Source organism: Cupriavidus sp. SS-3, assembly GCF_035818815.1.
In the GTDB taxonomy this organism is placed as follows: Bacteria; Pseudomonadota; Gammaproteobacteria; order Burkholderiales; family Burkholderiaceae; genus Cupriavidus; species Cupriavidus taiwanensis_C.
The window spans coordinates 181,412-193,068 of the sequence record NZ_JAYLVT010000009.1; the positions used below are offsets into that span (position 1 = coordinate 181,412).

Here is an 11,657-nt window from a genome sequence, read left to right on the forward strand (position 1 = left end):
CCATGAACGAAGCCATCCGGCCCGAGCATGCCGATGACACCCGCACCGCCCTGTCCGGCGCCAGCCTGCGCCAGGCCTTTCTCGACCACCTGTTCCATACCCAGGGCAAGCTGCCCGGCCACGCCAGCGAGAACGACCTTTACCAGGCCGCCGCGCATACCGTGCGCGACCGCCTGGTGCAGCGCTGGATCAGCACCGCCGAAGCCTACCTGGGCCAGCCCTCGCGCACGGTGGCCTACCTGTCCGCCGAATTCCTGATGGGCCCGCACCTGGGCAACAACCTGATCAACCTGGGCATCTTCGAAGAGGTCTGCGAGGCCATGGAGGCGGCCGGCCTCGACCTCGCCCGCATCCTCGACCAGGAAGTCGAGCCGGGGCTGGGCAACGGCGGCCTGGGCCGGCTGGCGGCGTGCTTCATGGATTCGCTGGCGACGATGGAGATTCCCGCGCTGGGCTACGGCATCCGCTACGAGTACGGCATCTTCCAGCAGACCATCATGGACGGCATGCAGGTGGAGAAGACCGATACCTGGCTGCGCAACGGCAACCCGTGGGAAATCCAGCGCTCGGAATGGGCGGTACAGGTGCGCCTGGGCGGGCACACCGAGCACTACACCGACGACCGCGGCCACTACCGCGTGCGCTGGGTGCCGGCCAAGACCGTGGTCGGCGTGCCGTTCGATTCGCCGATCCTGGGTTACCGCGTCAACACCGTGAACACGCTGCGACTGTGGCGCGCGGACGCAACCGAGGCCTTCGACTTCCACACCTTCAACCGCGGCGACTACCTTGGCGCGGTCAGCAAGAAGGTGACCTCCGAGAACCTGACCAAGGTGCTCTATCCCAACGACGAAACCACGCAGGGCAAGGAACTGCGGCTCGAGCAGCAGTATTTCTTCGTTGCCTGCTCGCTGCAGGACATGCTGCGGCTGCTCGCGGTCGACGGCATCCCGGTGACGCGCTTCCACGAGAAGTTCGCGGTGCAGCTCAATGACACCCACCCCGCCGTGGGCATTGCCGAACTGATGCGGCTGCTGGTCGACGAGCACGACCTGCCCTGGAACGAGGCCTGGCACATCACCCAGAACGCCTTCGCCTACACCAACCACACGCTGCTGCCCGAGGCGCTGGAGCAGTGGCCGCTGCCGCTGTTCGGGCGGGTGCTGCCGCGCCACCTCGAGATCATCCTGGAGATCAACGCGCGCTTCCTGGACGAGGTGCGGATCCGCTTCTACGGCGACGAATCGCGGCTGGCGCGGCTGTCGCTGATCGACGAGCATGGCCAGCGGCATGTGCGCATGGCCAACCTGGCGTGCGTCGGCAGCCATGCCGTCAATGGCGTGGCCGAGCTGCACTCGCGCCTGATGCGCGAGGATGTGCTCAAGGACTTCTACGAGATGTGGCCCGAGAAGTTCACCAGCATCACCAACGGCGTGACGCCGCGGCGCTGGCTGGCGCTGTCCAACCCGCGCCTGACGCGGCTGGTATCGGACGCGATCGGCGATGGCTGGATCTCGGACCTCGAGCAGCTGCGCGCGCTGGAGCCGTATGCCGACGACGCCGGCTTCCGCGACTCGTGGCAGTCCGCGCGGCTGGCCAACAAGACCGACCTGGCGCAACTGGTGCGCGACACCACCGGCGTGGTGATCGACCCGTCGTCAATGTTCGACGTGATGGTCAAGCGCATCCACGAATACAAGCGCCAGCACCTGGCGGTGCTGCATGTGATTGCGCTGTACCACCGCATCAAGTCCGACCCGGGCGCGCAGGTCCAGCCGCGCACCTTCCTGTTCGGCGGCAAGGCCGCGCCCGGCTACGCCTATGCCAAGCTGATGATCCGCTTCATCACCTCGGTGGCCGACGTGGTCAACCGCGACCCGCAGGTGCGCGACCGGCTCAAGGTGGTGTTCCTGCCCAACTTCAACGTCACCTACGGCCAGCGCATCTACCCGGCAGCGGACCTGGCCGAGCAGATCTCGCTGGCCGGCAAGGAAGCCTCGGGCACCGGCAACATGAAGTTCGCGATGAATGGCGCGCTGAATATCGGCACCATGGACGGCGCCAATATCGAACTGCGCGAAGCGGTGGGCCATGACAACTTCTTCCCGTTCGGCCTGACCGCGCCCGAGGTCTATGCGCTGCGCGACAGCGGCTACGACCCGGCGGCGTATTACCACAGCAACCCGCAGCTGCGCGCGGTGATCGACCTGGTGCAGCAGGGCTTCTTCTCGCGCGGCGAGCCCGGCCTGTTCCGCCCGTTGTTCGAGCCGCAGCAAGGGCACGACCCCTACCTGCTGATGGCGGATTTCGCCGCCTATATCGATTGCCAGCAGCAGGTGTCGGCCGCGTATGCCGACCAGGCCCGCTGGCAGCGCATGTCGGTGCTGTCGTGCGCGCGCTCGGGGCGCTTCTCGTCGGACCGGGCCATCCGCGAATACTGCGAGCGCGTCTGGCATGTCGCGCCGGTGCCGGTGCGGCTGCTTCACCGCGCCAGCGGCGCGCCCTGGCAGGTGGAAGCGGGCGCGAGCGGGCCGCGCGCGGCCTGAGGCGCGCAACAGTTGCCTGCGCCGATGGCATGTGCGAAGGCGCAGGGTAGTTTCTACAATGCCACAGGTAACAAAGCCCGCGCCGCGCTGCGCCGCGGGCTTGCCGGTGGCGCCGCGAATGCGCCCTTCTGCTGGCATGGAGTTCGCATTGCGCAAGGGTCCCATTCCCCCAGAAGGCAGGAGCCGAATTTGAACGCCGACCCCTTTCTACTCGCCCCCGGCACCCGCTCTGCCGTGCCGCCGCTGGCGCCGTTCGACTGCTTTGCCGCGCCTTCGGCATCCCCCTTCTGCACCCACGACGAACCCACGCAGGACTACCTGTTCGGGCCGGCCTGGCTGCCGGACGGACGGGTACGCTTCCGGCTGTGGGCGCCCGACGCCGCCGAGCAGGGCCACGCGGTGCGCGTGGAGATCGCCGGGCTGGGCCCGGTGCCGATGGCATGCGGACCCAACGGCTGGTTCGAGGCGATCGTGCCGGGCTGCGCGGGCGCGCGCTACTGGTTCCGGCTCGACGACGGCACCACCGTGCCCGACCCGGCCTCGCGCTGGCAGGCCGACGATGTCCACGGCCCCAGCATCGTGCCGGCAGGCGACGCCGCGAGCGCGTTTGCATGGACCTGCCCGGACTGGCGCGGCCGTCCCTGGCACGAAGCCATCGTCTATGAAATGCACGTCGGCCTGTGCGGCGGCTACGCGGGCGCCGCGCAGCAACTGCCGCGGCTGGCGGCGCTGGGCTTCACCGCGGTCGAGCTGATGCCGGTCGCCGAGTTTCCCGGAACGCGCAACTGGGGCTATGACGGCGTGCTGCCGTTTGCGCCGGAGTCCGGCTACGGCACGCCGGACGAACTGCGGGCACTGGTCGACCGCGCCCACCAGCTCGGCATGATGGTGCTGCTGGACGTGGTCTACAACCATTTCGGGCCCGAAGGCAACTACCTGCACCGCTACGCCAGCGCCTTTTTCCGCGCGGACCGCCAGACCCCGTGGGGGCCCGCCATCGATTTCCGCCGGCCGCAGGTGCGGCGCTTCTTTACCGAGAACGCGCGCTACTGGCTCGAGCAGTTCCGCTTCGACGGCCTGCGCCTGGACGCCGTGCATGCCATCGAGGACGAAGGCTGGCTGGCGGCACTGCCAGGCGAACTGCGCACCGCGCTGGCCGATGGCGACGGCCCGCGCCGGCATGTCCACCTGGTGCTGGAGAACGACGACAACGACGCCGCGCTGCTGGCCGCGGGCTACGACGCGCAGTGGAACGACGACGCGCACCACGCGCTGCACGTGCTGCTGACCGGCGAGGACGATGGCTACTACCGCGACTACAGCGCGGCGCCGGATACGGGCAATGGCGGCAGTGGTGGCAATGGCGACAGCGCCGCCGCCGGGCGCGGCGTGCCTGCGCTGCGCCACCTCGCGCGCGTGCTGGGCGAAGGCTTTGCCTACCAGGGCGAACGCTCGGCGTTCCGCTCCGCCGCGCTGCCCGCGGTAGCGGATGGCGTGCGGCGCGGCCAGCCCAGCGCGCACCTGCCGCCCACGGCCTTCGTCTGCTTCCTGCAGAACCACGACCAGACCGGCAACCGCGCCCTCGGCGAACGGCTGGCGCAACTGGCCGACCGCGAGGCACTGCGCGCGGCCATCGCCCTGCAGCTGCTGTGTCCGCAGGTGCCGCTGGTGTTCATGGGCGAGGAAACCGGCAGCGCGCAGCCGTTTCTGTATTTCACCAGCCATCCGCCCGAGCTGGCCCGGGCCGTGCGCGACGGACGCCGGCGCGAGTTCGCCGCGACCGCCGCGTTTCGCGACGACGCCCGCGCGGCGGCCATCCCCGACCCCAACGACCCGGCCACGTTCGAAGCCTCGCGCCCGGGCTTCGACGATGACGGCGACTGGACGCCCTACTACCGCGAACTGCTCGCCGTGCGGCGGCGCGAACTGCTGCACCGGCTGGCCGGCTGCCAGAGCGCCGGCGTCGACGTGCTGGGGCCGGCGGCGCTGTGCGCGCGCTGGCGGCTGATGGACGGGGTCGAACTGAGCCTGTGGCTCAACCTGGGCAACGAAGCGGTGCCGTGCACGCGGCCGTGCCACGACCGCAGCACCGCGCTGCATGAAAGCAGCGCCGGCGCGGCCGCGGCCTTGTCGGCCGGGCTGCTGCCGCAGCGCGCGTGCGTGGCCACCGTGTGCGAGCCCGCCGCGGCCCGTGCGCGATGATGCCTGACGGCGCGCCGCAAGCGCTGCCACGCGCAACCGCCCGGCTGCAGCTGCACCCGGGCTTCACCTTTGCCGATGCCGCCGCCGTGGTCGGCTACTACGCCGCGCTGGGCGTCAGCCATCTTTACCTGTCGCCCATATGCGGCGCGCGGCCCGGCTCCACCCATGGCTATGACGTCACCGATTTCACCGCGGTGCGCGACGAGCTGGGCGGCGAGCCCGGCCTGAAAGCGCTGGCCGCGCGCGCCCGCGACGCGGGCCTCGGCCTGATCGTCGACATCGTGCCCAACCACATGGCGGCCGACCCGACCCACAACGGCTGGTGGCGCGACGTGCTGGCGCATGGCCGCGGCAGCCCTTGCGCGGCCAGCTTCGACATCGACTGGACCCCGCGCGACCCGGCGCTGCACGACAAGGTGCTGCTGCCGATGCTGGGGCAGTCGTACTGGGACACCGTGGTGGCCGGCGAACTGCACTGGGTTCCGGCCAGCGACGATGCCCCCGCCCATCTGCGCTATTTCGACCACACCCTGCCGCTGGCGCCGGGCAGCGTCGACGCCGAAGCCGAGCGCGACGGCCCGGCCTGGTACGACGCCACGCATGCCGAGGGCCGCAGCCGGCTCCATGCCCTGCTGGAACGCCAGCACTACCGGCTGGCCTGGTGGCGCACCGCGGCCGCCGCGCAGAACTGGCGCCGCTTCTTCGAGATCAGCGACCTGGTCGGCGTGCGCGAGGAAGACGAGCGGGTGTTCGATGCGGTCCATGCGCTGGTGCTGCGACTGCTGCGCGAAGGCTGGATCGACGGCGTGCGCGTCGACCACGTCGACGGCCTGGCCGATCCCGCCGGCTATTGCCGCAGGCTGCGCGCCGCACTGGACCGCCATGCCGCGGCGCGCCCGCCCACGCTGCGGCTGGAGCGTCCGTGGCTGGTGGTCGAGAAGATCCTGGGACCGCGCGAGCGCCTGGCGCCGGACTGGCAGGTGCATGGCACCACCGGCTATGACTTCATGGACGAGGTCGCCGCGGTGCTGCATGACGGCGACGGCGAAGCCTCGCTGGACGCAATGTGGACGACGGTCAGCGGCGATGCGCGCGGCTTTCCCGAGCATGTCGAGGCCGCGCGGCGCCAGGTGCTGGAGCGGCACCTGGTGACGGAGTTCGAAGGCGCCGCCGCGTGCCTGCGCGACTGCGCCGAGCAGGAGCCCGGCACGCGCGACCTGACCCGGGCGGCGCTGCGGCGCGCGCTGGCCGCGCTGATGGCGGCGGTGCCGGTGTATCGCAGCTACTTCGATGCGCATCCGGCCGAACGCGACGCGGCCGCGGCGCTTGCCGATGACGCCATGCTCGAACAAGCCATGCGCGCCGCGCGCGCCGGCCTGGCGCCCGACGAAGCGGTGGCGCTGGCCTTTATCGGCGGCTGCCTGCGCACCGCCGCGCCGGCCGACAGCGAAACCGGCGCGCTGCGCCGCCGGCTGCAGCAGCTGATGCCGGCGCTGGCGGCCAAGGCCGGCGAGGACACCGCGTTCTACCGCTACGGCCGGCTGCTGTCGCGCAACGAAGTCGGCAGCGATCCGGCCCGGCTGGCGATGCCGCCGGCGCAGTTCCACGCCCGCATGGCGGCGCGGCGGCTGGCCTGCCCCTACGCCATGCTCGCCACCGCGACCCACGACCACAAGCGCGGCGAAGACGCGCGCATGCGCCTGGCAGTGCTGAGCGAGGTCCCGGGCGCGTGGGCCGATGCCGTGGCCGCGTGGGAGGCCGCGTCGGCACCGCTGCTGGCGACCTTGCCGCAAGCGCCCGACCCCGGCGACCGGCTGATGCTGTACCAGACCCTGGTCGGCGCCTGGCCGATGGCAGACCTGAACCTTGCCGACGACGCCGGTGCCGCGCAGCCCTTGCTGGAGCGCGTGGGCGCGTGGCAGCGCAAGGCCATCCGCGAAGCCAAGCGCCATGGCAACTGGACCTGCCCCGACACCGATTACGAAGCCGCATGCGAGGCCTTCCTGCACGGCCTCTGCGCACCCGGTCCAGCGGGCGGAGCCGGCAGTGTGCTGGCGCAGATCGGCCAGTTCGCGCAGCGCATTGCCGCGGCCGGGGCTCTGAACAGCCTGGCGCAGGTGCTGGTGCAACTGACCGCGCCCGGCATTCCCGACCGCTACCAGGGCTGCGAAGGCTGGGACCTGAGCCTGGTCGATCCCGACAACCGGCGCCCGCCCGACTACGCCCGGCTGCAGGCACGGCTGGGTTGCAGCGCGGGCTGGGCCCACTGGCTGGCGCACTGGCGCGACGGCCGCATCAAGCAGCAACTGGTGCGCCAGGTGCTGGCGGCGCGCCGCACGCATGCGGCGCTGTTCGCCGATGGTCAATACAGCATGCTGGCCGCGCAGGGGGCGCTGGTGCCGCAGGTGCTGGCGTTTGCGCGCAGCGCCGACGGGCGCCAGGCCATCACTGTGGTCACCCGGCTTGCCGCCGCGCGCGTCGACCCCGCCCTGCCGCGCATTCCGCAAGCGGCCTGGGGCGATACCACCCTCAACGTCGGCGCGCCGCAACCGAGCCGCTGGACCGATGCCCTGACCGGCCATGTCATCGACGCGCCCATGGGCCGCCTGCGGCTGCGCGAAGTGCTGGGCGGCCTGCCGGTCGCGCTGCTGCTGCGCGAGCCCTGATGCGTCGGGCTCAGGAGTGCGGCGGCGCCGTCGACTGCCATACGACCGGCGCGAACGGCCCGCGCGAGGCCTGGGTGGGCGAGGCGCTGCGTTCCTGCGGCAGGTAGGGCCGGATCACCACGGCCACGTAGTCGTCTTCCTTGGGCGTTACCACGATGTACGCGAGCCCCGACATCACCAGGCCGACCTCGCCGAGCTCGGTGGCAATGCGCGCCACGATAAAGCGCTGCAGCAGCATCGGGTTGACGCTGTCGTCGATGGCAAGCGCGGCGGTGCAGATGGTCAGGAAGCAGCGCTCGACCTCGCGGCACACCACCACCACTTCATCGATGGCGTAGCCGGCGCGGCTGGCGCGCACCAGCACCGACACCCCCGAGCTGGGCGCGGCCCGGTGCCATCCGGGCTTGACCTTGAAGCTGGGCAGGGCCAGGCCGGAACCGGTGTCCTGCGCGACGGTGTTGAAACGCTGGGCGAAGTCCGAAGGCGTGATCGCAAGCAGCTGGCGCTCGACCGGTGCCGACGACACCGACACCGACGAGGCCAGGACCACGGTGGACAGAATGCTGGCTAGGTTCATGGCTTCCTCGCAACGGCTATACGCTCCCCCGCGCTGTCTGGCCCGGCAGCACACGGCCGCAAGCTGCGCCGCGGCGGGAAGGCCGGCGTTGCGGGTGCTCGCCGGCACTTGCCGCACGCCAGTTGTTGCCAGCATTTCCTTCACTATAGACAGGACCGCACGCCAGCACAGGACGGAACGCAAGCGGCACGCCAGGCGCCGCGGGCCGCCGATCGCAGCGCCGCCAGCGCACTGCGGCGCGTCGGCCACGCGCGCCATGCAGTTTCTGCAGCGCCTGTAAAAACTACGGCGCATGCGGCACCGCGCCGCGCCGGCGGCGGCGCCGCATGGCGCACAGTCCGCGCCGTGGCGCAGCATCGGCCGGGTGGTGGCGGTGCCTGCGCCCGGGACCATGCGGGAACGGAGCTTGCAGGCAAAGTGCAGGTGCGGGCTGAACCGCAGGCCCGCCAGCATGTACAGGAGGGCTCTATGACCGCACGCTACCGCATTCGCATCGCCGCGCTGGCGTTGCCGCTTGCCGTGCTGGCCATGGCGGCCTCCGCGCCGGGCATCGCAGCACCGACCGATGCACCCGCGGCGCCGTCATCCACCGGCCGCACCGCGGCGCCACGCGACACCGCTGCCACCAGCGACCGCGCCATCACGGCCGAGGTCCAGGCACGCCTGGCCAATGCACGCACGCTCGATCCGAGCAAGATCCGGGTATCGACCACCGACGGCGTGGTCAAGCTCGAAGGCACCGTGCGCGACGACAAACAGCGTACGATGGCCATGGAGCTGGCGCGTTCGGTGCGCGGCGTCAGCGCGGTTTCGGATGAACTGCGCGCCGGCACCGATTGACGACTTGTCGCCTGTCCGGCAGCGCCATGCCAACCTTGATGGAGACGTGATGAGCACCCATCGCCAGCCCGACCACGACACCACCCGCCGCCGCAGCGAGCCCCGCGACCCGCACAAGGGCGGCCCGGACACCGAGCACGAGCGCGGCAAGCCGGGGCGCGACCGGCGCCACGATGTCGAGCGCGAGCACGACATTCCCGACGAGAACGGCGAGCCGCCCTCGGTGAAACGCCCCGGCGGCAAGCCCGAAGAAAGCGAGCCGCCGGTCGAGAACTACTGAACCCGGCGGCCACCCCTTGCACCCGCCCCAACAGGAGGCATGATGAGCAAGACCGTACGTACCGGCCCCACGCGGCATGCCGGCACCCGCACCGACCGCGTGGGCAGTCCGCTAACGAGTGCCCGGCGCGAAGGCGCGCAAGCCGCCTCGGGCCGCGGCCGTTCGCGCCAGAACACGGCCACTGGTGCGGCGCGCGCCGAAGCCGGCAATATCCCCAGCACGCTGGACCCGGACCTCGCGCAGGAAACCGACGATATCGAGAACGAGCTCGCGCAGCGCGATGAAGACGCGCACAGCCCCGACGAAGAGGAAACGCCCGAGGAAGAGATCGCCGATGAAGTGGTGCGCGCGGCCGAGGCACTGCCGGCCGACATGCCCGTCGACAAGGCCGACCGCACCGACGAGCGCGAAGAGAACCCGCCGCGCCCGCCGCGGGTGGATTAGCGGGTGGATTAGCGGGTGGATTAAGAGGGCGGCTCCGGATGCTGCGGAGCCGCCCTGGTCATTCGGACGCCAGGATGCCGTAGGGCCGCACGCGGATGTGGTTGATCACGTCCTGCACGCCGAATACGCGCTCGGCAATCTCTTCGATGTCGTACTTGCTGCGGCGATCGCCGACGTGGCCCTCCAGCGTCACCAGGCCGTCCTGCACCCGCACCGTGACTTCGCTGACATCCAGCTCCTGCGCATGCGCGAGCCGGTCGCAGACTTCATCATGGATGCGGTCGTCCCCGCGGCGGTAGTTCTTCGGGCCGCCGCGGCGGTCGCCGCGGTACGCCGGCACGTCCCAGTCATCGGTGCCGTAAGGCGCGCCGGCTGGCCCGCCATACCAGTCGCGCCGGCCTTCCCAGCGCTGCGCGCCATACGGTACGCGACGGCGCGACCATTCGTCTTCATAGCGCGCCTCGTCCCAGGGTTCGCTCAAGGGTTCGGCGGGGCGCCCCCGGCGCCATGATTCAGGCTCCCGGCCATGCCAGCCTTCCTCTTCGGCCTCGAACGGGCGGGTGTCGTCGCGCGGCAGCCGCTCGGCGGTATTGCCATAGCGGCCCGCGGTCAGGTTACGCTGCCGGCGGTTGCGCGCCTGCGCGGGAATGCCGCTATAACCCTGGTCGTTGCTGCCGTACTGGTGATCGGGGCGCCTGCGCAGGTATTCATCGTCACGGTGTTTCATTGAAATCCTCCTTCGCGTGCGCAGTGGTACGCCGCGCATTCCATCCGCCTTCCGGCACCTCGAAACAGGCCACCAGCGGCAGGTGGTCCGATGCCACGCGCGCCAGCGGCGAGCGGTGGCTGGCCACCGACACCAGGTGCGCGCGCGGCGACACCCAGATGCGATCCAGCGCAAACACCGGCAGCCGCGATGGAAAGGTCGCCGTGTGCGGAGTGTGTTCGAAATACGCGTGCAGCCAGCGCAGCGGCCGGCCCCACAAGAACCACTCGTTGACGTCGCCCAGCAGGATGGTCGGCAACGGCGGCGCCGCGGCGACGTAGTTCAGCAACTGCTGCACCTGGTGGCGACGCTCGCCCGGGCGCAGGCCCAGATGGGTCGCGATCACGCGCAGCGGATTGGCGCAGCCGGAGGCGGTGCAGGCGACGGTGGCGTCGATGGCACCGCGCGGCTCGCAGCCCTTGACGGTCAGGTCGATCTGGTTCACTGCCTCGGGGGCGAAGCGCGTCAGCAGCGCATTGCCGTAGTCCGCGCTGCCGCGCACCCGCGTAAAGCCCGACACCACGTGCATGCCTGTGTGTCCGGCCAGGTATTCCAGCGTATGGTCGTTGCTGCTGCCCGATTCCACCTCCTGCAGCGCAACGATATCGGCGTCGAGTTCCGCCAGCACGGCTGCGATCCGATCGGGGCGATAGCGGCGATCGGTGCCGACGGCGCGGTGGATGTTGTAGCTGACCACCGTCATCTGGGCCAGGCCGGCTGCGCGCGTCGGCGGACAATGCAACGCCGCCGGGGCCCCGGCCTGCGCCGGGGTATCGCCGGGCTCACGCGCGTGGGCAGGATTTACAAGGGACGGTAAGTCCGGTTGCATTCGCATGGCCGGTCTCGGTGAGCGGTTGCAAGGCGCGATCCTCAGGCCCCGTCGAGGAACTGGTTAGGCCTGCCGATGCGGCGGCCCAGGTCAGGGCTTTCCCAGCGAGCCCCTTCCATATACGGGTCCGGCGTGCGTTGCATGGTGGTGCCAGGCATGCCAGGCTGCGCCGGCATGGTCGACGGCTGCGCCTCCGGCGCGGTGGCCGCAGGTGCCGTCGGGGCCAGGTCAGTACGCGTCGGCGCGTTGGCCCCCTGCGTATATGGGTCGAACTTGTCGGTGCTGCGCGCGCCCTGCGAATATGGGTCGTAGGAGCCGCGCGGCGTGCCCGGCGTCTGTGCCATGGCGGGGATGGCGGCCGCCGCCACGGCGAGGGCGGCAAGGAGTCGGCTGGTGCGGAAATGCTTCATGGTTACCTCCGTTAGGGCGCGATGTGCGCGCCAGTAACCATGGGCAAGCGAAAGGCGTGCCCGTACCGCCTTTCGCTTCGCCGCGCGCCTGGCCCCG

General features: G+C 70.8%; 10 protein-coding genes. 6 read left to right on the plus strand and 4 right to left on the minus strand.

Annotated features, from left to right (window positions below; genetic code table 11):
- Positions 1-2: 2 nt before the first annotated feature.
- The 3 genes from U9J39_RS16055 (at position 3) to treY (ending at position 7,414) form a co-directional block, all read left to right on the plus strand.
- A complete protein-coding gene (locus U9J39_RS16055; protein ID WP_115713143.1) occupies positions 3-2,546 on the plus strand; it encodes a glycogen/starch/alpha-glucan phosphorylase in 2,544 nt (847 codons plus the stop codon).
- Between the two features lie 189 nt (positions 2,547-2,735).
- Entirely contained in the window at positions 2,736-4,748 is a 2,013-nt protein-coding gene (locus tag U9J39_RS16060) for an alpha-amylase family glycosyl hydrolase (RefSeq protein ID WP_326347508.1), read from the plus strand.
- Positions 4,745-7,414 carry a malto-oligosyltrehalose synthase gene (gene treY, locus U9J39_RS16065; RefSeq protein WP_326347509.1) on the plus strand — a complete coding sequence of 890 codons (2,670 nt, stop codon included), beginning with the start codon at positions 4,745-4,747 and terminating at the stop codon, positions 7,412-7,414. The genes U9J39_RS16060 and treY overlap by 4 nt, the downstream gene beginning before the upstream one ends.
- Before the next feature lie 10 nt (positions 7,415-7,424).
- Here treY and U9J39_RS16070 read toward each other — a convergent pair whose 3' ends face one another.
- Complete coding sequence (locus tag U9J39_RS16070) at positions 7,425-7,991, minus strand: malto-oligosyltrehalose synthase (RefSeq protein WP_115713140.1); 567 nt, start codon at positions 7,989-7,991, stop codon at positions 7,425-7,427.
- Between the two features lie 468 nt (positions 7,992-8,459).
- Between U9J39_RS16070 and U9J39_RS16075 the strand changes: the two genes are divergently transcribed.
- Genes U9J39_RS16075 through U9J39_RS16085 form a run of 3 tightly spaced genes read left to right on the plus strand, consistent with a single transcriptional unit; the run spans position 8,460 to position 9,555 of the window.
- Positions 8,460-8,831 carry a BON domain-containing protein gene (locus U9J39_RS16075; RefSeq protein WP_115713139.1) on the plus strand — a complete coding sequence of 124 codons (372 nt, stop codon included), beginning with the start codon at positions 8,460-8,462 and terminating at the stop codon, positions 8,829-8,831.
- A gap of 49 nt (positions 8,832-8,880) precedes the next feature.
- Positions 8,881-9,111 (plus strand): hypothetical protein, encoded by a 231-nt coding sequence (locus U9J39_RS16080; RefSeq protein WP_092315677.1) that lies wholly within the window; start codon positions 8,881-8,883, stop codon positions 9,109-9,111.
- Between the two features lie 42 nt (positions 9,112-9,153).
- A complete protein-coding gene (locus tag U9J39_RS16085) occupies positions 9,154-9,555 on the plus strand; it encodes a hypothetical protein (RefSeq protein ID WP_326347510.1) in 402 nt (133 codons plus the stop codon).
- Positions 9,556-9,613: 58 nt separating this feature from the next.
- On the opposite strand, the gene U9J39_RS16090 is transcribed toward U9J39_RS16085, so the two are convergent.
- Genes U9J39_RS16090 through U9J39_RS16100 form a run of 3 tightly spaced genes read right to left on the minus strand, consistent with a single transcriptional unit; the run spans position 9,614 to position 11,560 of the window.
- A complete protein-coding gene (locus U9J39_RS16090; RefSeq protein ID WP_326347511.1) occupies positions 9,614-10,282 on the minus strand; it encodes a BON domain-containing protein in 669 nt (222 codons plus the stop codon).
- Positions 10,269-11,156 (minus strand): endonuclease/exonuclease/phosphatase family protein, encoded by an 888-nt coding sequence (locus U9J39_RS16095; protein WP_326347512.1) that lies wholly within the window; start codon positions 11,154-11,156, stop codon positions 10,269-10,271. Before U9J39_RS16095 ends, U9J39_RS16090 begins: the two co-directional genes overlap by 14 nt.
- A 35-nt stretch (positions 11,157-11,191) precedes the next feature.
- Complete coding sequence (locus tag U9J39_RS16100) at positions 11,192-11,560, minus strand: endonuclease (protein WP_115713135.1); 369 nt, start codon at positions 11,558-11,560, stop codon at positions 11,192-11,194.
- Positions 11,561-11,657: the final 97 nt, after the last annotated feature.

Coding starts and splice junctions, on each gene's coding strand:
- U9J39_RS16055 (WP_115713143.1), top strand. CDS start 3: ATGAACGAAGCCATCCGGCCCGAGCATGCCGATGACACCCGCACCGCC.
- treY (WP_326347509.1), top strand. CDS start 4,745: ATGATGCCTGACGGCGCGCCGCAAGCGCTGCCACGCGCAACCGCCCGG.
- U9J39_RS16070 (WP_115713140.1), bottom strand. CDS start 7,991: ATGAACCTAGCCAGCATTCTGTCCACCGTGGTCCTGGCCTCGTCGGTG.
- U9J39_RS16075 (WP_115713139.1), top strand. CDS start 8,460: ATGACCGCACGCTACCGCATTCGCATCGCCGCGCTGGCGTTGCCGCTT.
- U9J39_RS16080 (WP_092315677.1), top strand. CDS start 8,881: ATGAGCACCCATCGCCAGCCCGACCACGACACCACCCGCCGCCGCAGC.
- U9J39_RS16085 (WP_326347510.1), top strand. CDS start 9,154: ATGAGCAAGACCGTACGTACCGGCCCCACGCGGCATGCCGGCACCCGC.
- U9J39_RS16090 (WP_326347511.1), bottom strand. CDS start 10,282: ATGAAACACCGTGACGATGAATACCTGCGCAGGCGCCCCGATCACCAG.
- U9J39_RS16095 (WP_326347512.1), bottom strand. CDS start 11,156: ATGCGAATGCAACCGGACTTACCGTCCCTTGTAAATCCTGCCCACGCG.
- U9J39_RS16100 (WP_115713135.1), bottom strand. CDS start 11,560: ATGAAGCATTTCCGCACCAGCCGACTCCTTGCCGCCCTCGCCGTGGCG.